Source organism: Sporosarcina aquimarina (genome assembly GCF_033253705.1).
GTDB lineage: Bacteria > Bacillota > Bacilli > Bacillales_A > Planococcaceae > Sporosarcina > Sporosarcina aquimarina.
Genome location: NZ_JAUBDH010000001.1, coordinates 255,401 through 280,032, shown reverse-complemented (window position 1 = coordinate 280,032; position 24,632 = coordinate 255,401). Strand labels below are relative to the sequence as shown.

Sequence of the window (24,632 nt, the reverse complement as noted above, 5' to 3'; positions counted from 1 at the left end):
GTGCCCCCACTCATTTCCTTACTTTCAATTGTCTTAGTATAGCAGAAACGACAACAGCTTGCACAGCCTGTTCGTATAGTGCTAAAATTAGCCCGATAGTGTGTGAACCTTGGCTAATTATTTCAGGTTATTTCCTACTATAGAGTGATTCCATTGAAACGGTTTTCCAAAGCTTATCGTCCGCTTTCCGCGGGCATGGCCTGAGCCTCCTCGTGCGCTTCGCTTCTGCGGGGTCTCAAGCTCATGCTATTCCCGCAGGAGTCGGACGAACGCTTCTACAAACCTAAGTGCAGGTTATAACGTCATCTACTAGAAGCACCGTTGATTGCAGCAGAAGGCGGCGACTCCTTAGGGATCAGCGAAGATCGAAGACCCTGGACTGAGCAAAGCGAGGGAAGCGGCTGAGATCGAGCCCCTAGGAACGCGTCCGCCTGCCGCGAAAATCAACACCGTCTACATATACATTAAGGAGGATTATTCCATTGAAAATTGTATTGTCCGGCTTTTATGGACTTGGAAATACTGGGGATGAGGCGATTTTGAAGGCCATCATCGACAACTTGCGTGCGGAGCTCGATAACCCGGAAATTACGGTGTTCTCGCTGTCTCCTGAACAGACCGCATCTGACCATAGCGTGTCTTCCGTTTATCGCGGGTGGCGCCATGGCAACAAAGAAAAGATCAAAGCGCTTCGAAAAGCGGACTTGCTCATTTCAGGCGGAGGCGGATTGCTTCAGGATACGTATCCTACGAAGTTTCTCTTCGGCCCGCTTCCCTACTACTTGCTCATCGTCCTTCTCGCGAAACTATGCGGAACGAAAGTCATGTTTTTCTCTCAAGGAATCGGCCCTGTTACGAGTAACTGGGGAAAGACGCTGATGAAAGGTCTGGCGAACAAAGCGGACTTCGTCACAGTGCGCGATGAATACTCTAAAACGTACTTGGAAAACCTTGGCGTAACCAAGCCGGAAACTGTTGTGACTGCGGACATCGTGTTTGCATTCAAATCTGATGAAGATACGTCAGCGTATGATTCTCTTTCATTAACAGGCGACGAACGGTTAGTTGCAGTTGCACCTCGTCCTTGGTTCGAGCACGAAGACGCATATATCGCGAAACTTGCTTGGACATTGGATGAATTGATTGAACAGCGTAAGGTCACTCCAGTGTTTGTACCGATGGAGCCGCCATATGATACAAACGTATCGAAGAAAGTACAAGCGTTGATGAAGCATGCCGATCAGACGAAGATTCTGGGTGAGCACTTCACACCGAACCAGTTCTATAACTTCATTGAACAGACGGATCTTACGATTGCGCTTCGCTTGCACGCATTGATCTTTGCGGCATTGTCGAATGTCCCTCACGTCGGATTGAGCTACGATCGCAAAGTCGAAAGTTTCTTGAAGCGTTCGGGTATGTGGAAGCATTCGTTTGAACTGGGTTCATTTACAAAAGAAGACTTATTGGAACAAGCGATTTATGCACTAGACAACCGTGATGCCGTGAAACAAATGATGGCTCCAAACGTCGAAGTATTACGAAGCGAAGCAATCCGCAACGTCGATTTGCTGCGGGAACAGTTTTTGAATGGAGGCCGTTAAGCGGTGAAAATTTTACTAGCAACTGTATATGATTATCCTCATTTAGGCGGATTGTCCGTCCATCTCACAACATTAAAGTCTGGACTTGAGTCACGCGGACACGAAGTCGATGTCGTATCGTTCACAGACGTCCCAAAATGGAAGCGTGACGGAGTCGTTCGCGGCCCTGCGTTTTTGCTCAACAAAATGAAGCAAGGTAAAGGGTACGTTTGGACGTTGAAACGCCGCCAGGAAGAACTTGCGACGTTGATAAAAGAAGCCGTTTCTAAAAAGGAATACGATGTCATTAATGCTCAAGACGTATTTACGACGTTTGCTGCACTTGAAACGAATGTGCCTGTCGTGAGCACGGTTCACGGGTACTTAACGTTTGAAGGGATCTCTAAAGGATCGGTGATTGAAGGTTCTCCGGAAGCGAAAGAACTTCAAGAAGCAGAGCGTAAAGGTTATAAAGCGACACGTGAAGTAATCACTGTCGATACGCGCATTAAAGAATACATTCTGAAAGAAACAGGCGTTACAGGTAATATGATCAAGAACTTCATTGACGTTGAATCGTTCAAGCCTGAAATTGATCGTCGTGCTGAATTCCGGGATACGTACGGATTCTCCCAAGATGAGCTCATCTTCTTTGTGCCACGTCGTTTAACGAAGAAGAATGGCGTCATGTATCCGATTTTGTCACTCCCTGCTGTTGTGGAGAAATTCCCGAATGCGCGTGTCGTATTTGCAGGAACGGGCGAAATGATGGAACCGATGAAACAGAAAGCCGCGGAACTTGGCGTATCGGATAACATTACAATGCTTGGAGCGGTTGATCACTCGGTCATGATGCAATATTACGCACTTGCGAACGTTGCACTTGTGCCTTCGATTTACTCTGCAGGCGTTGAAGAAGCGACGTCGATTTCCGCATTGGAAGCAATGGGTTCTGGCGTTCCATTGATCGCTTGTGCGGTTGGCGGGTTGAAAGAAATCGTCGATAGCGGTAAAGACGGCTTGCTTGTTGAAGAGCAAAACGTCGAGCAATTGAGTGACGCGATGATCCAGCTGCTTGAAAATCCTGAGTACGGCGAACAGCTTGCTGAAGCAGGACGGGCGAAGATTATTGAAGAGTACTCGCATTTCGCTGCGGCTGAAAAGTATGAAGCGATTTACTTGAAAGCATTGAAACACTGATTGCAAAGCTCCCTGGTGCCTTCAGGGAGCTTTTTAACTTTAGAGGAAGCACGCAAGGCTGTTTAGCGTGATTGGAGGACTTTTATGGGGAAGTTAAAACAAGCTGCGCTCTGGACTGCCATGCTTGCGCTCGTATTAAAGCTATCCGGGTTAGTACGGGAATCGATTGTCGGTACGAAATTTGGTGTGTCGAATGAAACCGATGCGTATTTCCTGTCTTTTGCATTCATTACATTAGTCGTTGCGATGATTTCTACCGGATTCAATAATGTCTTTTTACCGATGTATATCAAGAACCGTAAGTCGGGTGAAGCAGGCGATCATAATGCGAATGCCTTGCTGAACTGGACGATGATCATCTTCGTTGGAATCAGTTTCATCGGATGGTTCGGAGCACCTTATTTCTTGCCACTGATGTATGTCAAAATGAAAGCCGAAACAGCTTTGATTGCAATCCCGATGACGCAAATATTCTTTGCTTTCATGACAGTCATTGCGTTAAGCGGTTTGCTGGATTCGTATTTGCAGTCTCGTCGTATTTTCGTACCATCCCAAATGTCTAAGTTGCTTGCGACGTTTTTTTCCGTGGTGTTTGCGATTTTATTCAGTGATCAATGGGGCATCTTTTCACTCGTGTACGGGTTCATCTTCGGTACAATTTTAGGTGTCATTGTTCAATTGTATTATTTGGTCCGTTCTGATTATAAATGGCGTTTGGAATTTAAGATGGACATTAAGTTCCGCAATGCGTTCTTACTGCTCATAGTCCCTTCCCTGCTGAATTCAGTAGTGGGACAAGTGAACATGTTTGTAAATAAGGCATTTGCTTCCGGGACAACTGAAGGTGCGGTGACGTATTTAAATAACGCGTCGCTTATCGTCAGCATTCCGAATGCGATTTACGCGACGACGCTTGCTGCGATCATCTTTACATTGATGAGCGAGCAGACGGAAGAGCGCGCGAAGTTCAAAGAGACGTTTTTCCGCGGCATGGAAATTTCTCTTGTAACACTGCTGCCAATTGCAGCGGGGTTACTGGTCATTGGAGACTCAGTCATTGCCTTCATTTACGAACATGGGAAGTTTACGCCTGACGATACACATAAGACACACATTGCGCTTATGTTATATTTACCCTTCATTGTGTTCCAAGGGATGCAGCTCATGCTGTCGAAGTCGATGTATGCACGCGGAAAGACAGCTGTTGTGTTTCGAATTAGTGTAACGACGATTTTGATCAACTTCTTAAGTAACTGGCTGTTGGTCGACCGATTTGGTTACCCGGCCCTTGCGATTGCGACGTCTGTCGTAAGTATTTACTTCTTCGCAGTGTCAATGGTTGTTGTGTATAAAGACCTTGGAAAAGAAGAGCTGGCGCGATTCGGGAAGATGGTGCCGCAAGTTGTTATACCGACAGTAATCATGGGCGCTGTTGTCAATGCAGCGAAAGCCTTTGCCGGACTTGGTTCATTCGGTCCGATTGTGCAGCTCGCAACATTGGTTCCGATTGGTGTTGTTGTGTATGTTGTGATGCTGTTTGTGTTTTATCGTGCAGGGTTTAGACGATTTGTTGGGTTGTTGAAGCGGGGTTAATTTGGTAGATTTCTTGTACGATTTAGACTGCTCGGCATGATGGGTGGCTTGCTAAAAGTATCGTGACGTGTGGGCATTCTCCTGCTTTAGGCTACTTAATTCTATTTCAGGCGCAGGCAGCGCCACAATTCGCAAAGATCGCGAATGGTGTCGCTGTCTACACCGATAATGGGATTGTGATTACATTGGACAAGTAATTATGGCACATTGGGATAGAATGCCTACCTTCCACCATGGTTTTAAAGAAAACAGGTTTTATCGAAAGGAGTGGGAATGCGTGAAAAAGTGGATAATTGGGGTGTTCCTGGCGATTCTTGTGCTTGTGGGGATTGTGGGAATCTTTTTAAAAGGCACGACGATAGAGAGCGTTTATTCGACTAAGGATTTAAAGGTCGATGTAAATATGCCTCGTTTTATTGAACTCGCGTATGAGAAAGACGTTGAACGCAAGGTGGAAAATACGCACGATTTAATACATATGTACTCCGTCAATCGATTCGGTAAAAAGATCGGCACATACGAGTTGACGGAACGGACGCTTGGAAATGGTTCGCAGTTTTTGTTTGAGCGTCTGACGAATGATGCACGGCTTGGTGTTTCACTTGAGTCGGTTTACCATTTCGGTGATTCAGTGAAGGTTAAAGAGTATTCTTGGAATCCTCGAAAGGTTGATCATCCTCATCATGATACGTTCGGGACTGATCCTACGGTGAATCCGTATGGAAAACTGACGATTGACGGCAATGAACGGATTGCGGAAGCACTTGTTGGGTATTCATTCACATCAAAGGAACTGGTGAAGAAATATGATGTGGGTGAGAGCCGAATCCGTGAACTGGATAAAGAAGTTCAGGATGTGACTGTGACCGATGATGGATTTACGCGCGGCGCTAAAGCTGGTGGACATCAGATTGCAGAGTCGTGGGTGATGCTTGCAGATGAGCCGTTGTTCGAGTCAGAGAAAGAAGAAGACGAATTCATCGACTTCGCGCTCGAGAATCAGTTCTCCCAGTTGAATTGGATTACGATGGATGGACCGTATACGAAGCTGCCATTTTCGATCGACCCTGGGACAAAGATGGGATACGGCCGCGTCATTGGCCGGATGGAAGATGATGTAGCGCTCGATTGGTACAGTAAGTCCGAGTCGCTGTATTTTGAAACGATGGTGTTGAATTCACGTGTGAATTTGTTGAATTACATTGATGAGTTCGGCGGCACCCGCTGGCCTACGGAGTATACGAGTACGTGGCTGAATAACGCATATGGCATCAAAGCGCCTTATGTGGATACGCGATACAACGAATACGTTGCGTTTTTCCTCGATGATACAGAGAAGAAACTCGATGATGAGGTTGATAAGTCGAAGTTGTATGTGCCTGTGTATGCGGACTACTTGTTGTCGCGCATTGAAAAAGGTGAAACGATTGAAGCGGGCGACGGATTCATGATTGTCGATTATTTCGATGAAGACCCGGAGAACGATAAACCCCATGCATCGCTGAACCATGAGCTGGGCGGATTGAAGATTTTGCTGACTGCTTATCGCGAGACTGAAGATGCGAAGTATCTGGATGCTGCCGAGAGCGTAATGAAGGGCATTGAAGCGTTTGGCGTTGATGAAGGCGGTTGGATTCGTGAGAACAACGATTTGTGGTACCAAGCGCGTCCGGATGGTACGTTTTCTGGCGATGACTATCCTCAGCTGACGCTGGTGGATTTGGTGGAGACGCAATCGCTGCTGGAAGAGATGGATATGGAACGGAATCCATTCTTTGATAAGTTGATTGATGCGAAGCTGAAGTTTTTGGAAGATAGCGGTGAGGAATTGATCGAGAAAGTGACGAAGCATTTGAAACAGGGGTGATTGTGCCCCTGTTTTTTGTTGTCTTCAGCTGATAGGTGGGGTTGTTTTACGAAGACGTTTCTCCCTTTGATGGAGTGACGTTTACTAGTTTCCGAGAATGCAACTACAGAAAATGCGAAGCGGAGCGTAGCACACCAATTCGTTTTGGTTTTCGAACTAGGGTAGGTCGGATTGGTTGCGAAATTTTGGGAGGGGGTGGATTTTGCGGGCGGGTTGCCTTGGAAATCGGGCGGGTTGCCTTGGGAATCGGGCGGGTTGCTGGGCTTTGCGGGCGGGTTGCCTTGGGAATCGGGCAGGTTGCTGGGCTTTGCGGGCGGGTTATACACGAGATCTGGCGCTTAAGCGGTCGTCTCTAGTGAAATTTGTGTTCAATACGAAACCCCCTGCGCGCGGACGCAGGGGGTTCTGGGTTTATCAATTATTAATAATGGTTACGACGTCTGCGCTAATGTACCCTGTTTTGGCAGTTGCTTTGTCGCTGAAGACTTCGTACCATGTGTTGCCGTCGTCACCTTTTACAGAGCGGATGACTGTCAGTGGATAGCCGAGTGGCAGTCCGTTGCTTGTGTCTTTGTAGACGCCGTTATTGCGTGCTGTGTACGTATACAAGACGGGTGCTGATGTGCTTGGTGCTGTGCGGACGTTGGTTGGGATTTCAAGCTTCGTCAGGGCGAATTGTTTGTATAGTCCGTAGTCTTTGCCGCCTGCTGCTTTATCCAGATTATACATGTGCGCGCCAGCTTTAGCGCCCCACGTTGGGTCGGATGCGTAGTTGACGTTAAATCCTGTAGTTTTGTTACCGAATGCAGCACCTTGCGCACGGCCCAGTGCGTTCGTTGGATCCATGTAGTTTGGATTCAAGAAGTCTTTGACAAGTGCGACTGCACTGTCTCCTGGATTTTTAAATGTTCCTTTGTCTGGACATAGCTTCGTTAGTGAATCGTATTTATACAGTCCGAACAAGTTGTTGCACGTTTGAGCCGTTTTACTCATTCCGTAGTCGCCTTCGTGCACTGCGAGCGACAGAATCATGAGTGCGTTCACTTGATAGTCATCTTCAAGCTTTTTGAAATTCGAGCCAAGCCCGAGAAGTTTCGACTTTTTCGATGCATCGGTATACGTTCCACCATACTTCTGTTCGCGTTCCTTCAGTACGTTTAGGATCAACGCATCCAGCTCTTTACCTGTGTAGCTTGTTTTTGAGCGGGCAGATAAGAATTGGAAGTATGGCAAGAACGTTCCTGCGAAATTCCCGTTAGTTTCATAGAAGTGAACGCCGTCAGGACTATGGTATGTCCCATTGTTTTTTAAGAAATCCGGTGCGAGCTGCACATAATAAGATGCAGATTTCTTCGTCATGTAATTATATGTGACGTGAGTCAGCGTTCCCCATTGGCTGACTGTGTAGTGATCTCGGTTTATTACGAGTTCAATCGGGATTAAATCGACTTCAGAATGCTTGGCGTATCCTTCTGTCGCACCGACTTGCACTTTCACGTATTTATCGTTGGAGCCTAGATACTTAAGTTCTCTTCCTTGCTGTACATAGGTTGCTTGTTTTTTAAATTCAGGATCATAGTAAATGATCGTGTTTTCCACGGCCCCAGCTGGTGATTTTTTATCGCCGAAGGCCATTCCCCGACTTACACGAATGAGTTCGTCTCCTCGGTACATCGCTGTATATTTTGATGAACTATTGAACACATCTACTGCTTGGAGATACTTTGTGTACCCTTTGGACTGCTTTTTAAGCTGGCCGTTTTCAATTGTTGCTACGTAATAATCCTGATCCATAGCGGGCGGCTGCGGTTTAGGCGGATCCGGCTTAACAGGATCTTCAGGTGGTGTCGGTTGTTCCGGTGTATCTGGAATTTCTGGTAATGATGGCGGCTCATATGCTTCGACCGCTTTTAAGAATCGAGAGATGAAGGCTGCTGCTTGTTCACGTGTAGCATTCGTTTTCGGTTCAAAACGCATGGATCCGTCTTTGTTCGGGATTCCCTTAATGATCCCGTAACGGATGCTGTAGTATGCAGAACGCACGCTGCCGGATGATTGAAATTCATTCAAATCCGTAAAGTCGATACGAGTTTCTTGAAGGACCATTTCGCTGTAGTTTAAGACATTTGTCATCGTGATGGAGACTTGCTCACGAGTGATCGGTGCATCTGGCTTGAAGATTCCCCCGCTGTATCCATTCATAAGTCCAGCGCTTTGTACGCGGTAGATGTCTTTTGCAAGTTTACTATTTTTCGGTACATCGTTGAAACTCCCGTTGGCTTCGGGAAGTTTTAACGCTCGGGCAACGAATGCTGCGAACTGTGCACGTGAAACGTTTTCTTCTGGTCGATATGTACCGTCGGTGTATCCTGTCAGAATATCTTTACTAATCATTTCCCGGAGTTCTTTTTCCAATGTCCGTCCTGTTAGTTCGTCGGCAGATGCTTGTGTAGCTGGTACTACAAGCGTAATGAGCAGTAAGGCTGCTGATAGAATAGCTGCTAGTTTAGCAGTTGAGCGAAATCGTTTCATGTTGTTGCCTCCTTCTAGTTGGGTGCGTTCAGTTTAGGAACGAAAGAAATGCCGCCCTTCGCGAGAGCTTGAGGGCGGCATTTTGTTGCATTAGCGGAAATTAGCGACGCTGTACAGGCCAGCTGAGAATTCCGCGCGTGTTGCATTTGCAGAGATTGAGAAGTTGGTTGTTTGGAAGACAGTTGTCTTGTCCATCTTCTTAAGTGCACTGATCGCACCTGCTGCGCGGTATGTAACCGGCACATCGGCGTACGGCGCTTTCGTCATGCTTGAAGCGGTTTGAGACATGCTGAACGCACGATCTAAAATGATAGCGAGTTGTGCTTTCGTTAATGGATCATACATTCCGAATGAGCCATCTTCAAAGCCTTGCAAGATACCTGCGTCACTCATTGCAGAAATGTCGTTTGCAAATGAATGATTTGCAGGAACGTCGCTGTACGTAAGCGGGAATCTAGGACGCAATTTCAGGACGCGGTTCACCATTGTTGCGGCTTGTCCACGTGTTACTTGCGTTTCTGGCTGGAACGATCCATCTTTGTATCCGCCAATAACCTTTTGCGTGCTAAGTGTTTCAATTGCTTTGTACGCTGGGTGCTGCGCTGTTAAGTCACTGAACAGTGCAGACGGAACTGGTGCTGGTGCTGGTTTCGATGGAGCTGGTGGAGCAGGTTTTGATGGTGTCGGTGCTGGTGCAACTGGCTTTGCAGGCGGTGTAACGCTTACGCCAGCAATTCGTTTAGCTCCTGCGTACTTTGGCGCCCAATATGGGTGCTTGTCCAAGTTGGAGATTTTAACTCCGCCAGACTCTGCAGATATGAAGTCGCCGTTTCCGATGTAAATGCCTGTGTGTGAAATGCCAGGCTTGTATGTATTCGCAAAGAAGACGAGATCCCCAGCTTGCAAGTTTTCGCGTGATACGGCTGTTCCGACAGTGAATTGTGATTCTGATGTACGTGGTAAAGTAATGCCGAAATACTTGAATACGTAAAGGATGTAACCAGAACAGTCAAATGCTTCCGGAGTGTTGCCTCCGAACAGATAAGGCGTTCCTTCAAATTTCTTAGCGTAAGCAATGATACTATCACTCGTTGCCGCTTCAGATTTTTGAGGTCCCACTGTAAAGACACTTGCAATTGCTAAAATAAAGGCCAATAAGACTACCAGCTGCTTCTTCATGTCCCACCTCGATTTAGGATGATTGACTGCTTCCAACGTCTAATTACCTAGAATTCATTCTATGAGTATATCCTATCAGAAAAGTTCGACGGTGAATATTACAGTTGTGTTACAAGTCTCGAATTCTAGTTTATTTTAATAGTTTTGTGGATATAATGGTTAGTTTTGTGTAGCGATCGAAGTGCTGCGACTTGAGTATCGAGCGGTTAGCCTCGGGATTCGAGCGCTTCGTCCTGTCTATTGAGCGGTTAGCCTCGGGATTCGAGCGCTTCACCCTGTGTATTGAGCGGTTAGCCTCGGGATTTGAGCGCTTCACCCTGTGTATTGAGCGGTTAGCCTCGGGATTTGAGCGCTTCACCCTGTGTATTGAGCGGTTATGCGGAGAAACCGAGCGGGTTCCCTGCGTTTACGGGTGCCTCCTTGGTGTAGCCTCCTTCTCCGGCTTTTAAAATTGCGGCGCGCAGCGGCGCACACTAATTAATCTTGGGTTTCCAGTTTGGAAGAGACTATTGGTCGCGAGACAGCTTGGCGTGGGAAATCGTTTGGCTGCCGCGGGATAAGAAACGGGCGGGTTCCCTGGCTCTATCGGGCGGGTTGCACACGTTAATGGGCGGGTTCCTGGCTCTATCGGGCGGGTTGCTCACGTTAATGGGCGGGTTCCTGGCTCTATCGGGCAGGTTGCTCACGTTAATGGGCGGGTTGCCTTGGGTATCGTGCGGGTCGCCATGAATATTGGTCGCCCCCGGCAAATATATAGATGCACAAAAAAACCGCGCGGCCCGGAGGCTCTAGCGCGGTTTGGTGTTTATTTGAACAGTTTCGGGTTTTGCGCACCAGCTAGGAATACACTGTATGTTGCGCGGTTCATTGTTTCTTGCGGTCGGAATGTACCATCCGGGAATCCTTGCGTCACGCCTGCTTGTGTTAGGGCAAGCGCTGCTTCGTAACTGGATACGTTTGGCGTTACATCTGGGAATGGTGATTTTTGCTTTGCATCGTACGGAATTTCAAATGCCCGTTGCAATAACAATGCCATTTCACCACGTGTTACCGGCTGATCTGGACGGAATGTGCCATCCGGGAATCCGCCAAGCAGTCCTTTGTCCAGTGCGGATTGAATGTAGCCCGATGCAAAGTTATTTCGACTTACATCCGGAAACTTAGTATTTCGTTTTTCCCCGTTTAGTCCTGAAGCGCGCCCCATAATAGCTACGGCTTCTGCACGAGTGATTTTTTGCTCTGGCTTAAATACATTGCCGTTAAAACCATTAATCCATTTTTTTTCCGCAAGATACGCAATTTGCGGCGCATACCATTTCAAACCGTTTACATCCTTGTATTTGGTGCCGTCAATTGTAAGGATGATGTCTTCTTGAATCTGTTTACCGGCTTTTGTCATCACTGCATACTTCCCTTTGTAAGTACCGGAAAGCATGTATGTTTCCCATTTGCCGGGAGATTGCTCAGAAATCGTACGTCCTTCAATTTTCAACTGCCGTGTTGTCGTTTTGTCTGCGTTCGACAATTCAAATACAACTCGACCTTTTTGTGTGTATTGTGTCATCATCGGAATCTCTTCGACTTTTGCAGGATAGCGAACGAGCCCGTATCCAAACTGGCGATCGCGCCCTTTTGCACCGAGATCTTCTGCAGCGTTTGCGAGAATCGAGCGCAGTCGGATGTTTGTAATATCAGGGAATCGTTCTTTTAACAATGCTGCAATTCCTGAAACATGCGGTGAAGCCATCGATGTACCTGACAATTCGTAGTACCCATCTTTTTTACCATCGTCATCGAGGTCACGCGGGTACGTGCTGATGATGTCCACGCCGGGCGCTGCCAGTTCAACTTCTGGCCCCATGGACGCTTCTAGAAATCGCTCTTTATATGCATTAACTGCTGTTACAGCAATGACAGTCGGATATTTCGCAGGATATTGAACGGAGTCTTTGTTGTCTCCATATTCTTCATTTCCTGCTGAAGCTACGATAATCATGCCTTTTGAATAAGCTTTCTCCAGCATCAATTTAAGCGCTGGATCATCTTGGTTTGTCGTTATACTCATATTCAGGATATCGATTTTGTTATTGATGGCCCATTCGATACCCGACACAATGTCAACAGTGGTGCCAGAATCTCTAGAGTTAATGGATTTTATAGCATACAGGTCTATGCCAGGTGCAATCCCCATTGTTCCATTGCTTGCTTTCGCTGCCGATAAAATACCTGCTACATGTGTCCCATGACCGAGATCGTCATTGTATGGAAATTGGCCAGGTGCACAAGTGTCTTTCGGCAATGCACAAAATCCGCCTTTTACATTCAGTTTGCTATGCGTTACATCGATGCCGCTATCGAGAACTGCTACACGAACGCCTTTTCCTGTGTACGGAGCAATCACTTCAGGTGTAGTGCTGATGAGGTTGAAGCGTTTTGGGTAAGTAATTTGTGAAGATGGCGGCGGAGCAACCGGTGTCTCTGCAACTCCATATTCGAGATTAGGATGAATGCTGACGTCAGGATAATTAGTGCGAATTTCATTCACTTCGTCTTGAGTCAATTTCACTTCTCCCAAGGGAGCATTTTTAAACTTTTTTGTAAATTCAACTCCGTCTTGACCAATTGCTTGCAAATCAGCTTCAGAGCCTTGAAGTAACCAATCGGCTTGGTCGGATGCATGTGCATGCTGAGGAAGCAGCAATCCAAACGATAGAGCGATTACAACTGCCAATTTTCTCACGCGATCACTCCCTTTATGTATGATATGTTTCCTATACCCCTTTGCAGACATTTCTGTGCATCTTTAATGAAAAAAATCCCACTCGATTTTAAATCGAGTGGGATTCGGATGTCATCAGTGAAGTTTGCCACTCGGTGTAGCATTTACCGTGCTATACAAAGGCAAAACGTCTGTTCTTCCTTCATAATAATAGTAATAGTCGAGTGTAGCAAGGAATAATCCTTTTGCCATTTTTTCCCGGCCAGCTTCTGTGCCCATGACACCCATGTCTTTGCTGTTTGTAATGAAACCTAGTTCAGCAAGAACTGCGGGTACACTATTTTGACGAAGTACTGCCAAGTTTCCTACTTTCACTCCGCGGTCTGTTAAGCCCCACGCTTCCAATTGTCGATTTTGCACGTATTTCGCAAGTGCTTTCGATTGAGATACGTTAGGATTTACGCGAGCTCTGCTTGTATAGTAATACGTTTCTGTTCCATTACCTGAACCAGTGTGTGCGTTCGTGTGTATGGAAACAAAGATATCCCCGTTGATTTTTGAAGCGTACGCGCCACGAGCGTCCAGACTGATGTACTGATCCGTTGTACGTGTCATTTTCGCTTTCATCGGAACTTTGTCGTAATACTTTTCCATCTTTTTCGCAACGTTCAGTGTTACGTTTTTCTCTGTGTAACCACGACCTGGACTTCCTGGATCTTTTCCGCCATGTCCTGCGTCAATTACTACAGTAATATCACTAAGCGGTTTTTTACCAGGCGGTGTTGGCACTGGACTTGTTGGCGGTGTGACAACCGGCTTGTCCGATGGCTTGTCCAGCTGGAGATAAGCTGAATGAACGAAGCCCTTTACGTTGTTCGATGTCACATATGCCCAGTCTCCTACCGAGTATGCATAAGATACGATTTTTCCTGTTGGTGCAGAACCGATTGCTTGATACGATGTTCCTGGACCTGTACGGATATTTAAGTTTGTGCCGTCTTTCGTATCTACGTAGACGCTTAAGTCAAATTTCTCTGTATTCGCTGTACGGAAGTCTGCGTTAATACTGCGTGCTAGGAACACTGCGAAGTCACCACGCTTAATAGTTAGTGATTCACCAAATGTACCGTCTGCAATTCCTTGTGCAATTCCTTTTTTCATAAGCGAGCTTGCTGCCACACTGACGGACCCTGAGTTGTAATTAAATGCACGACCGATAAGAACAGCCATTTCTCCGCGACTTAGTGTGTTGCCCGGTTTGAACGATCCATCAGGATAACCATTTATGATTTTTTTGTCGACAAGCTGCTGTATGTATCCTGAAGCAGAGTTATTTGAACCTACATCTTTAAATTCAGTTGAACGGGGTTCCCCATTCAAGCCTAACGTACGTCCTAGCATTGCTGCTGCTTGGTCACGCGTCACTTGTTTTTCCGGGATGAAACGGCTGCTTGTATATCCATTGGCGATACCGCCTTCGACTAGATAATAGATTTCAGCTTGTGCCCGGTGTGTCGTTCCGACATCCGTGAAATGGGTTGCTGCCTGAGACTCTTGTCCGAAGGGGACAAGTGCTGCGAGAGACAGGGTAAGACATGCTGCAAGTTTCTTCAATGGTACAATCCTCCAAGTTTTTTGTCGTTACCGTCAAGGATACAACAATTCATTTTATTTCTCTATGTTTCTATCGACCCAAATCAGGGTATATTAATAGTTTTTGACAAATTCAGCCTAGCCATTACGACCCTATTCTACAGCTAGGTCGCTAGAAATCCTTACATACCGCTGTTTGTAAAAAACGCCAAATCATCCCAATTGCGATGATTTGGCGTTTTTTTGTTATTTTTTAGTTAGTTGTTGTCTCTTCAACTGGAACTTTATATCCATTTTGTTGAGTTTCTAGAGAGACATCGATGATTCGACCTTCGACTTTCGGACTGATTGTTTCTCCGAGTGTCTGCATGTAATCGATTAAGTTTTGAGTATCTGTGAAGCCTGGCTTAGACACTCGACCTTCATCTGTTGCTTTTTTGAACACATCGTATCCATCGCCGCCTTTTGCAGTGAAATCATTCGTCGCAATATAGACTGCCTTATCATCTTCAAGCGGTACGTACTCGTCGCCTTCTTTAACAAGCACTTCAAGTACACGTTTACCTGATTCTTTTGTGCTGTCATACGTGAACTTCATGCCGCCGACGTGAAGGAACCCGCCATCTTCTTTCAGTCCTTTGCCTTCTGCAATCAGGGAACCGCCAACACTGCGCTCCAATGCTTCTTTCACTTCTTTTCCAGTGGATTTAACAATTGCTAACGGATTTCCGAATGGCAATACTTGCATGATGCTTCCGACAGAGATGTCCCCAGCTTCAATACTAGTTCGGATTCCGCCGCCGTTTTGCAGCGCAACAACAGTTTCCTTATCCATACCTGGAAGTGTCTTCGCTTTAGTCAGCATTGCGTCTGCTATTAGATTACCAAGGTTCGTTTCGTTGTGACGTACACTTGATGTCCCTTCTGCGTTAGAGTCACGTGCACCGCTCAATTCAACATCTGAAGTAACATTAATCGATTCCTTCTTCAATTCTTCCGTTCCAGCTTTAAATGGAGCAAGAACAGCTGCCGCCTGCTTATCTGCTTTCATCGTCTTCGAATCAATCTTGATAAGTTTTCCATGGTCCCAATAGATTTCACCCTTTGGATTAAACTTCACATCCAGCGTTCCAAGGTAGTTTCCATAATTGCCAGCTTGTACAATAAGTGTTTTGCTGCCGTTTTCATTGGCAATTGTAAGTGGTTCTTCGAGTGCCGTATGCGAATGACCACCCACAATAATGTCAATATCCGGTACCGATTTTGCTAGTGTCTGATCACTGCCTGCAGGCGCGGCTTCGTCTACTCCGACGTGGGTCAGCGCAATAATTTTGTCGACCCCTTTCGCTTTAAGTGCAGCGACTGTTTCTTTAGCACGATCAATATAGCTAAGTACTTCTACCTCAGCAGGACTTGAAATGTTAGCGGTATCTTCAGTTGTGAGACCGAACATTCCAACTTTCTGACCGTCGATTTCAACGATTGTCCCATCGTAGATTTCGCCTCCGCCTGCATTATCCGCAATTCCGCCCTTGTAAAGATCTTTTAGTTTCTGATCTCCTTTGAAGTCAAGGTTTGCGCCAAGCACTGGGAAAGTCGCTCCAAGAATGTAGTTGCGAAGTGCTTGGTGGCCAACATCGCTGCCGCCTTCATCAAATTCATGGTTGCCGAAAGTGACTGCGTCGAAACCAAGGTAGTTCATCATGACAACATCTGCTTGCCCTTTATATTTATTCCAATACAAATCTCCTGAGAATACATCTCCTCCGTGCAACAGTAGGTTGTTTTCGTTATTAGCACGCAACTCGTTTACTACTGTCGAAATATACGGGAAGTTGTCAAGATACGCATGATGGTCGTTCATATGCATCACCATGAGGTCGAAGAATCCGAATTTTGCGTTGCCTCGGTTGAGGAAGAGTGCGAGTTCACCGCGAGTGACCGGCATGGAAGTTCCGAATGTTTTGTCGTCTTTACCGCTTGCGATCTTTTCATCAACAAGTGCTTGAACGTATGGTGCAAAGCGTTTGTTGACATCTGAGAATTTTGTTTTCATAATCGTGCTGTCTGCTTCGATTTCTGCAGCTTTCACGATCATTGCCGCCGCTTCACCGCGTGTTAGGTGCTCTTTAGCGCCAAATTTCGTTTCACTTTTACCGTTGACGATGCCGTGTTGTTTTAGTGCATCGACTGCCCACTTTGCATTTTGAGGCACATCTGTGAAACCAGAGTCATCGTAAACGCCGCCTGGCTCTAAGCCCATTAGCTTAGCGATAAAAATGGCTGCGTCTGCACGCTTTACTGAAGCCATTGTGTCAAATTTCGTTTCACTAACACCTTGTGTGATGTTGTTCGCCCAAAGGAAATTGACCGCGTCTTGGTAGCGATCTGATACGTCCGTGAATTTAGAAGAATCAGCTGATGCGCTCGGTACTGCTAGTGCAGTTGCGACTGCCGCTGCTGTTACAGCTGTAGCCATGAATCTCACTTTTTTCGTCATTCGATTGTGCCCCCTAGTATGGTAGTTTGGACATGCATGTCTATCATATCAGTTTCAGAGTGTTCCGACTAGATGAAATTGGAGTTTTTAGAAATAAAGGAATTCATTCAATGAAAACGCATACATTTTCATTTATATTTACATGATTTTAAAATGAAAAACCGCTCAGAGGATTGACTCTTCTGAGCGGTTGACTATTAGAAACGGAAAGGTTCGCGTTTTATGACGAGACTTCCTAAGACATAGGCAAGGAAGGATAAGACTACTGGGATTGTGACGGTATGCACCCCAAGCAAATTACCGAATTCCTGATTGTAGAAATGGATGGCAATGTAACTGCCAATTCCCATCATCATAGAGGCGATGGCTCCGTATTTGTTGCCGTATTTCCAATAAAGTCCGAGAACAATCGGCCAGATGAAGGCTGCTTCCAGTCCGCCGAAAGCGAATAGATTCAAGAAAATCAGCAGGTCGGGCGGCTGCAGAGCGAGCAGGAATACGATGATTCCGAGGACGCCCGTAATGCCGAAGCTGAGTATTTTGACTCGTTTTTCGGGTGCGTCCGGTTTGACGAAGTTCAAGTACACGTCTTTCACGATTGCGGAGCTGACGAGCAGCAGGAGCGAGTCGACTGTGGACATGATTGCAGCCATCGGTGCGGCGAGAACGATGCCAGCTAGCCAAGGCGGCAATACTTCCAGCGCGATGAGCGGGATGACTTTATCCCCCACTTCAATTCCTGGCAAGACGGGACGTGCGAATATCCCGATCAAGTGCATGTTGAGCATGATGAAACCGGTGACGATAGTCCCGATTGCGAGAGCGCGGTGCATGGCCTTTGCGCTTTTGTAGCTCATTGTGCGGATGACCATTTGAGGCAGTCCGACAACACCGACACCGACAAGGATCCAGAAGCTTGAGACGTACGCAGCGGTCAAGCTGCCGTCCGCTCCGAATGGAGTCACGAGGCGCGGGTTTTCATTCAACAAGTCTTGCATGATGGCTGGGATTCCGCCGCCTGCGATGATGACGCCGATGAGCAGGACGAGCGTTCCGACGACCATGATGGCCCCTTGGACAGCATCGGTGAGTGCGACGGCGCGGAATCCGCCGATTGTGACGTAAACGAGGACGCTGATCGCAAAGATGAAGAGCGCCGACGTGTAACTGAGGCCGGTGAGCGATTCAATGAGACGACCGCCCCCTACCCACTGCGCTGTCATCGCGGAGAATAGGAAGACGATGATGGCGATGGCTGAGAGGATTGCGACCGTTGGGCTGTTGTAGCGTGCTTTCAGGAAGTCGATCATGGTGACCGCGTCGTAGCGGCGGCTCAGGATTGCAAACTTTTTACCGAGCACAAGCAGGACGAAATAGCCTGTGACGACTTGTGTCATGGCAAGCAGCGCCCAGCCGAATCCCACTGTGTACGCGGTTCCGGGTCCACCGAGGAAACTGGATGCGCTTCCGTAAGTTGCGACCATTGTCATTGCAAGAACGAATCCGCCCAGTTCGCGGCCGCCTAGGAAATAGTCTTGCAGGAAGCTGCCGCCACTGCCCATTTTTTTGGATGCGATGAATCCAATCGCGAATATGCCAATTAGAAAGATGATGAGTGGGATGAGTACGCCTATATTCATGAAGTGGGTCCTTTCTGTCCGCGGTGGTCCGAGAAGTTTGGCGGCTCCGGATGGTACGCCGGGTCATCGTCGAGCGGCATATCGGTGAGTACGAATTTCGCGAGGACGACGGTGATGATGGACATGAGTATGAAGCCGACCACGCAGCTCCAGAAGAACCAGTCGGGCAGGCCTAGGATGTATGTGTATTCTTCGACTGGTCTCCCGCCGAGTCCATAAGCGAAGCCAAACCACCAGACGAAGTTGAAGATGGCCAGCACGACGCCGATCCATGCTTCTTTATGCGCCGTTTTGAAGCGCGGATCTTGCTTATATTGTGTGGTTTTGGATGTATTTGGTGTGTCGGGTAGCATGGCGGTGCCTCCTCCTGTGTGAGCTCTGTTTTTGTTGAGTATAGCCTATTTTGTGGGTGGTTGGTAGGGGGAATTTGGTGGGTGGGGTGGTTTGGAGCGACTTTGCGAGCGGGTTGAAAGGTGGAATGGGCGGATTGATGAATGAAGCGGGCGGGTAAAACGTTGAAACGGGCTAGTTCACTGTAGTTGCGGGCGGGTTGATGGCTAGAACGGGCGGGTCCTTCAAAGGTGAGATACTATCTACTTTTACGCTGCACAAAAATGCGGCGCGCAGCGGCGCACACCAATTAATCTTGGTTTTCAAGCATGGAAGTGCTTTATTGGTCGCGAGACAGCTTGATGTGGGAACTCGTTTGGCTGCCGCGGGCCGGAATCGAGCGGGTTAGCGTTGAAATCGGGCGGGTAAAACGATAAAACGGGCTAGTTCACTGTAGTAGTGAGCGGGTTGATGGCGAGAACGGGCGGGTATCGGACGAAATCTGGCGGGTTCTTATAAACTGGCGACTCATCTCCACTAAAAAAACGCTTCGCAAAGCGAAGCGTTTTTAATCCTCTATTTTTCATCGAGATAGCGGGCTATACTTTATCCCCCTGCCCCTCCCACGTTTTTGGGTATTAGACCTGGCTAACATCCTTTTTGCAGTATGCCGATTTGTAAGACCTGTAAACTCGCAAAAGCCACGATTTGTAAGGTGTTCCGGCATCAACATGAACCATTCGTTGATAGTCGTTTCATGACTATGCAGTTCACGAGTGCCACACGTTGTGCATTCCCAACGTAAACTTTTCCACTTCATCACTGCTGCAAACTCACATTTCACACAAAATACTCCACCGCGAATTTCATGTTTTTCCACACGATAGCGGGTTAAAAGAGGAATCGGTATGAAGTCACGATGTGCAGTTGCCAAATCTTGAGCTAACTTCATAATTCCTTTTTGGTCCATCCCCTTTTCACTTGGTACGAGTGATCGGAAGTATGCAGGGGCTTCATAGGTGGTCATGATGGGAATCTTCGGTTGGGCTTCAATGATTATTTCATTATTATGTGCAAATGCAATGAGTCCCTTCACTTCAGACTCTACCTTTCTTAACTGTAACCACTTTCTCAAGAAGTGTATTTTACGTTCAACTTCTGTAATAGGACTGCGGAATACTTTTCTCTTGCCATCGATAGATTGTTTGATAAATTGTATAGGATTTTCCGTAATCATAATTTTATCTGCGATATTTTTAACTTCTGAAATGATAAGAGTGTCTGGGGTGATGAACAATGAGTCGATTTGGAAATAGACTCCTTCATGTTGTAAGTAGAGATCATGGAGAATTGCATGGGGATAATCGGTCCGTACCTCTTTCATATAACGATCGTACTCTAGTTCTCCCCCATATCCGGCACGTGTTTTGTAAAGTTCACTTTGAATATACTCGTACTTTTCATGTGATTGGGACATGCGTTTTTCAAGTGCTTGCAGTCCAATTAGCATTTTGGGCTTTCCTCTTTGTTTGTATAGCAACAGCTTCACCTCTTATTTTTCTTTAAGTGTAGCGTGTCCTTCGAAGGAAAGATATAGAATGTCCCAAAGCCGAATTATTGGCTTTTTGACACAATTTTCATTGCACTTTCAAGTACTACTCGGTAAGGGAATTCGTCCCAAAACACGACGCGCAGCGGCGCACACCAATCAATCTTGGTTTAAGATCACATGAAAAAATATTTGGTCGCGAGACTGTCTCTTGCAGGCATTTGATTGGGGACCGCGGGACGGGAATCTGACGGGTTGCTCGTGATGAATGGGCGGGTTCGTGAGCGAATCGGGCGGGTTGCCCATGGGAATGGGCGGGTTCGTGAGCGAATCGGGCGGGTTGCCCGTGTGAGTGGGCGGGTTCACGGGCGAAGCGGGCGGGTTGCCCGTGGGAATGGGCGGGTTCGTGAGCGAAGCGGGCGGGTTGCCCGTGTGAGTGGGCGGGTTGCCCGTGTGAGTGGGCGGGTTCTTGAGCGAAGCGGGCGGGTTGCCCGTGTGAGTGGGCGGGTTCTTGAGCGAAGCGGGAGGGTTGCCCGTGGAAGTGGGCGGGTTCACGGGCGAAGCGGGCGGGTTGGTAAGCAAATGGGCGCTAATCAAGAACAAAAACCCCGCATCGGCGGGGTTTTACTTGGTGCAGTATTGGTAGATGGCGGCGGTTGCGAGGCAGTCGCCGATTGCGTTGTGGGCGTTGTGTTCGAGCTCCAGGTATTGAGTGAGCGTCGTAAGTTTGTGATTGGGTGTGTCTTTGATTTTCTGGCGGGCGATTTTCACTGTGTCGATGACGGTGTATTCCGGAATCGATACCCCGTGGATGTTGTCGAGTGCGTATAGGAAGCCCATATCGAATGACGCATTGTGTGCGATAATCGGCAACTCACCGATGAAGTCGATGAGCTCCCCCACCTTTTCACCAATCGTTGGCGCGTCGGCTACCATTTCATTGCTGATTCCTGTCAAACGAGTGATTGTCGGCGAGATATGCCGCTGAGGATTGATAAGCACATCCATCTCCCCGTCTTTCCAGTGGTTAAAATAACGGATAGCCCCAATTTGAATGATCTGATCGGCACCCGCTCGCAAACCTGTCGTCTCAAAGTCTAATACTACATAATCGTTCACAGGTTTTGTCCCTTTTTTATACTTTTTCGTGGTCGTTTTGCGCGAGCGATTCGGTTGCTCTGCCTTTTCCTGTAACAGTCGGATCGCTCTTTCATGGATGTCCATACAGCAGCACTCCTTCTACTAACCTAATATAGCTAGTATACCCCGGAAGCACTGCACAAAACAGACTTCAGGTTTTGAAAGTCTGACTGAATGACGTGCGCTACAGAAGTTTTTTATTGAAATGAGAAATCGTTCCTATTAGAAAAACGAGCAGAGTTCCGATTGCAACGAGGAATGGGACCCCCATTTCTTTCGATGCCACTTCCCCTGTTAACAGTCCGCTGGATCCCGTCAGCAGCTGAAGCGGATTCCACTCTGCAGCCGAAGGGAAAATCGCGATGATAAACAATATTACTAAGACGACCAATGTCACCAAAAGACCGCCATATGCTGATGCGAAATAAGTGTTTCCCCACAACGTTATTGTAAACAGAAGCAATCCAAATACATATACACATCCCCCTGCAAGGAACAGATGGTGTAGAATGCTTTGATCCCAATAATAGGCAGTGTAGCTATATGTGATGAAAAATGTCAGTAAGAATGCAAGCGTCCAGTACAGTGCGCCCGTGACGAACTTTGTTGTGACAACTGTGCTTCTTCGTAATCCTTTGGTCAGTAAGATGACGAGTGTACCTTTTTCGATTTCCTTAGACATCATGGTACTGAACAATAAGATGAAAACGAGCAATCCCATTTGCGGGAAGTTTTTATAAAATTGCAGCCACGAATCGAGTGCCGTCGGTTCCGGCAAGTTTAAAACGGTTCCTTCCGGCATGAAATTTTTCATAACAACTGGAGTGATTTTTGCGGTAAATGGATTTAAAATACCAAGCACAGAAAAAATGAGGACAGTAAGCAGCAGTTTGTAGGACTTCACACTTTCTGTCCACTCCTTCTTAAGAAAACCAAACCATGGACTCATTTCAACACCTCCAGCACGACTTTTTCAAGCAGTCTAGTGTGAGGATGCATGGACTGAATGACGAGATTCCGCTCCGTTAACTCACGCATGAATTGCAGTCGTTCCGATTCGTTTGATAATTTTACAATCAGTGAACCGTCTTCAATCGTCATGTCATATTCAAGGTCAGCTAATCGAGATTGCGCTTGTTCCACAGATTGGACGAATGTGAAAACAAACTGATGCTCCACTTGTTGTTGGAGTGCACTGAGTTCATCTTCAAAAATAATTGTGCCGTTGTGCAGCATGGCAACGCGATCACATATCTGTTCCGCATCCGATAGTATATGAGTTGAAAAGAATACGGTCGTTTCCGATTTGGCAGCTTGTAATATGGACAAAATCTGTGCACGTCCTACGGGATCGAGTGCAGACGTGGGTTCGTCGCAAATGAGCAGTTTCGGACGGTTTAAAAGTGCTTGAGCAATTCCGAGCCGCTGTTTCATGCCCCTTGAATAGGCTTGTATCTGAGAATTTGTTTGACTTAGCCCTACCAGTTCCAGTAATTCTTTGATGCGGGATGTGCGTTCAGATTTCGGCATTTTGGTGATGACAGCACATAGCTGCAAGTATTCTCGTGCAGTGTAATATGGATAAAATTCTGGAACATCCGGCAAATAGCCGATATGAGCGTTCGATTTCGTTTGACCGAATGTGACCGGTTCACCTGCGATGGTGATGGATCCTGATGTCAGCGGGAGCAGTCCCAACATACATTTCATGAGAGTCGTTTTGCCTGCTCCATTTGCTCCAACAAAGCCGAAAATGGATTTGTCCGGGATGGTAAGGGTAACGTTTTTCAACACTTCTTTTGTGCCAAACCGCTTGCTGACATTGTTAATCGATACGACCATCTTCATCTCCCCTTCCCGCAACGAAGTAAATAAGTGGTCCGATGAATTGAATCAGCAGCACAATGAGCAGCCACATGACTTGGTTGCCGAATCGGTAATGTGGGTGCCGAATGACGTGAATGACAGAAAAAATTGCGAGTCCGAATTGAAGTAAGGCTAACGGAATGATGAAAGGCAAATATTCCATGAGCAATCCGATGTCTGTATTCATCATTTATCCTCCAATCCCCAACGTAATTTCTCTTTTAAATCATGCATTTCTTCGTCTTGTTGATAGGGTTCAAAAAACGGTGCGTTCATGAAATCAAGTATGGATTGTTTAATGAGCTCATCATTGCGAAGGGCAGTCTTCCCGAGGTCCAGCTGTTCCAGCCATTCATCCAATAAATCGAAATAATCATCTCCTCGAAGCTCAATCGGCCATAAGTGGCGGATGCACACGTCAACATACTTCGTTAGATAGTTGTAGAGAAGCTCCCGATTATGTTCAATAGCTGCGGACTGCGCGACGCTTATGTAAAACTGGATACACATATTCGGATGCAGTTTTTTCAGATCATACAGCTCAATTACCCCTTCGATGCGACGGATGGTTTCATCAAATAAAGGCGATTCCGATGAAGTGAGTCTTAGATAAATCGGACTGCCGCCAACAATTTGAAGGAGACTTTGGTAGATCATCACTTGGATGGCACGCATGGCTTCTTCGGCGTTCCCTACTTGTTCATGGGCGGTGGCCAGCAAGACTTCGTCACCGATACTGGGTTGGATAACTCCATCCAGCAGTTCAAGTGTTTTTTGCGGATTTGCCTGCATGAGCGCAACGTTCGCTTGCAGTGTGTTTACTTGCCGCAGAATCCAGACGTCGTTACTGAGCTGTCGGATGCGTTCGGTCCATTGTGTAATTTTGCTTAAAACACTCTTTTGGTCCTCAGCAAGATGGTAGTGATTGAGCATTAGAACACTCATTTGCAGGATAAATGAGGGGTCTTGGTAATATGTTTTTACTTGGTTTTCAACTTCTTGAAATACTTGTGGAAAGGGTTCTTTTCCGAACCTTTGCGAGAAGTCATTATAAAGTTCTTGGACGGTTTGTTTAGATAGCTGATGCTCGAAGCTAAGCAATTCATCAATTGTGATATCAAAGTAGGCAGCTAGTTTCGGCAACAGTGTAATATCAGGATAACTTTGCCTTTTTTCCCACTTCGATACAGACGCTTTTGAAACTTGGCAATGTATGGCCAGCGTTTCTTGTGTAATGCTGAGCCGCTGACGTTCGCGCAAAATGATGGAGCCGATTTGAAGCATGTCGTCCCCTCCTTTTCATGGTCTATCTTTAGTATATGTTAACTGGTAGGTTATTCA

General features: G+C 46.8%; 19 protein-coding genes. 6 read left to right on the top strand and 13 right to left on the bottom strand.

What is annotated here, in order from left to right; all coding sequences use genetic code 11:
- Nucleotides 1-482 precede the first annotated feature (482 nt).
- The 5 genes from csaB (at nucleotide 483) to QT716_RS01355 (ending at nucleotide 6,585) form a co-directional block, all read left to right on the top strand.
- On the top strand, nucleotides 483-1,604 hold the full coding sequence (gene csaB, locus QT716_RS01375) for a polysaccharide pyruvyl transferase CsaB (RefSeq protein ID WP_317933900.1): 1,122 nt from the start codon (nucleotides 483-485) through the stop codon (nucleotides 1,602-1,604).
- 3 nt (nucleotides 1,605-1,607) lie between these two features.
- Entirely contained in the window at nucleotides 1,608-2,783 is a 1,176-nt protein-coding gene (locus QT716_RS01370; protein WP_317933898.1) for a glycosyltransferase family 4 protein, read from the top strand.
- A gap of 84 nt (nucleotides 2,784-2,867) precedes the next feature.
- Nucleotides 2,868-4,376 (top strand): murein biosynthesis integral membrane protein MurJ, encoded by a 1,509-nt coding sequence (gene murJ / locus QT716_RS01365; RefSeq protein ID WP_317933896.1) that lies wholly within the window; start codon nucleotides 2,868-2,870, stop codon nucleotides 4,374-4,376.
- Nucleotides 4,377-4,653: 277 nt separating this feature from the next.
- Nucleotides 4,654-6,243 carry a hypothetical protein gene (locus tag QT716_RS01360; protein ID WP_317933895.1) on the top strand — a complete coding sequence of 530 codons (1,590 nt, stop codon included), beginning with the start codon at nucleotides 4,654-4,656 and terminating at the stop codon, nucleotides 6,241-6,243.
- A gap of 171 nt (nucleotides 6,244-6,414) precedes the next feature.
- Nucleotides 6,415-6,585 carry a hypothetical protein gene (locus tag QT716_RS01355; protein WP_317933893.1) on the top strand — a complete coding sequence of 57 codons (171 nt, stop codon included), beginning with the start codon at nucleotides 6,415-6,417 and terminating at the stop codon, nucleotides 6,583-6,585.
- Between the two features lie 72 nt (nucleotides 6,586-6,657).
- Here QT716_RS01355 and QT716_RS01350 read toward each other — a convergent pair whose 3' ends face one another.
- Nucleotides 6,658-8,775, bottom strand: coding sequence for an S-layer homology domain-containing protein (locus QT716_RS01350; protein WP_317933891.1), 2,118 nt, complete (start codon nucleotides 8,773-8,775; stop codon nucleotides 6,658-6,660).
- Between the two features lie 90 nt (nucleotides 8,776-8,865).
- Nucleotides 8,866-9,954 carry a C40 family peptidase gene (locus QT716_RS01345; RefSeq protein WP_317933889.1) on the bottom strand — a complete coding sequence of 363 codons (1,089 nt, stop codon included), beginning with the start codon at nucleotides 9,952-9,954 and terminating at the stop codon, nucleotides 8,866-8,868.
- 483 nt (nucleotides 9,955-10,437) lie between these two features.
- On the opposite strand from QT716_RS01345, the gene QT716_RS01340 reads away from it, so the two are divergent.
- The gene (locus QT716_RS01340; protein ID WP_317933888.1) at nucleotides 10,438-10,683 is read left to right on the top strand and encodes a hypothetical protein; all 246 of its coding nucleotides are present in this window, start codon (nucleotides 10,438-10,440) and stop codon (nucleotides 10,681-10,683) included.
- Nucleotides 10,684-10,759: 76 nt separating this feature from the next.
- Here the strand turns inward: QT716_RS01340 and QT716_RS01335 are convergent, their stop codons facing one another.
- From QT716_RS01335 to QT716_RS01285, 11 genes are all read right to left on the bottom strand, one after another.
- On the bottom strand, nucleotides 10,760-12,694 hold the full coding sequence (locus QT716_RS01335) for a S8 family peptidase (protein ID WP_317933886.1): 1,935 nt from the start codon (nucleotides 12,692-12,694) through the stop codon (nucleotides 10,760-10,762).
- A 114-nt stretch (nucleotides 12,695-12,808) separates the two neighbouring features.
- The gene (locus tag QT716_RS01330; RefSeq protein ID WP_317933885.1) at nucleotides 12,809-14,287 is read right to left on the bottom strand and encodes an N-acetylmuramoyl-L-alanine amidase; all 1,479 of its coding nucleotides are present in this window, start codon (nucleotides 14,285-14,287) and stop codon (nucleotides 12,809-12,811) included.
- Nucleotides 14,288-14,519: 232 nt separating this feature from the next.
- Nucleotides 14,520-16,766 (bottom strand): 5'-nucleotidase C-terminal domain-containing protein, encoded by a 2,247-nt coding sequence (locus QT716_RS01325; protein WP_317933883.1) that lies wholly within the window; start codon nucleotides 16,764-16,766, stop codon nucleotides 14,520-14,522.
- 197 nt (nucleotides 16,767-16,963) lie between these two features.
- Entirely contained in the window at nucleotides 16,964-18,406 is a 1,443-nt protein-coding gene (gene panF / locus QT716_RS01320) for a sodium/pantothenate symporter (protein ID WP_317933882.1), read from the bottom strand.
- The gene (locus tag QT716_RS01315) at nucleotides 18,403-18,759 is read right to left on the bottom strand and encodes a YhdT family protein (RefSeq protein ID WP_317933881.1); all 357 of its coding nucleotides are present in this window, start codon (nucleotides 18,757-18,759) and stop codon (nucleotides 18,403-18,405) included. The genes panF and QT716_RS01315 overlap by 4 nt, the downstream gene beginning before the upstream one ends.
- A 560-nt stretch (nucleotides 18,760-19,319) precedes the next feature.
- Nucleotides 19,320-20,276: a nuclease-related domain-containing protein gene (locus QT716_RS01310; RefSeq protein WP_317933879.1), complete on the bottom strand. Its 957-nt coding sequence runs from the start codon at nucleotides 20,274-20,276 to the stop codon at nucleotides 19,320-19,322.
- A gap of 633 nt (nucleotides 20,277-20,909) precedes the next feature.
- Nucleotides 20,910-21,509, bottom strand: coding sequence for a 3'-5' exonuclease (locus QT716_RS01305; RefSeq protein WP_317933878.1), 600 nt, complete (start codon nucleotides 21,507-21,509; stop codon nucleotides 20,910-20,912).
- Between the two features lie 100 nt (nucleotides 21,510-21,609).
- Nucleotides 21,610-22,374 (bottom strand): ABC transporter permease subunit, encoded by a 765-nt coding sequence (locus tag QT716_RS01300; RefSeq protein WP_317933876.1) that lies wholly within the window; start codon nucleotides 22,372-22,374, stop codon nucleotides 21,610-21,612.
- A complete protein-coding gene (locus QT716_RS01295; RefSeq protein ID WP_317933874.1) occupies nucleotides 22,371-23,267 on the bottom strand; it encodes an ABC transporter ATP-binding protein in 897 nt (298 codons plus the stop codon). The genes QT716_RS01300 and QT716_RS01295 overlap by 4 nt, the downstream gene beginning before the upstream one ends.
- Nucleotides 23,251-23,478 carry a PLD nuclease N-terminal domain-containing protein gene (locus tag QT716_RS01290; RefSeq protein ID WP_317933873.1) on the bottom strand — a complete coding sequence of 76 codons (228 nt, stop codon included), beginning with the start codon at nucleotides 23,476-23,478 and terminating at the stop codon, nucleotides 23,251-23,253. Before QT716_RS01290 ends, QT716_RS01295 begins: the two co-directional genes overlap by 17 nt.
- On the bottom strand, nucleotides 23,478-24,575 hold the full coding sequence (locus QT716_RS01285) for a helix-turn-helix domain-containing protein (RefSeq protein ID WP_317933871.1): 1,098 nt from the start codon (nucleotides 24,573-24,575) through the stop codon (nucleotides 23,478-23,480). Before QT716_RS01285 ends, QT716_RS01290 begins: the two co-directional genes overlap by 1 nt.
- Nucleotides 24,576-24,632: the final 57 nt, after the last annotated feature.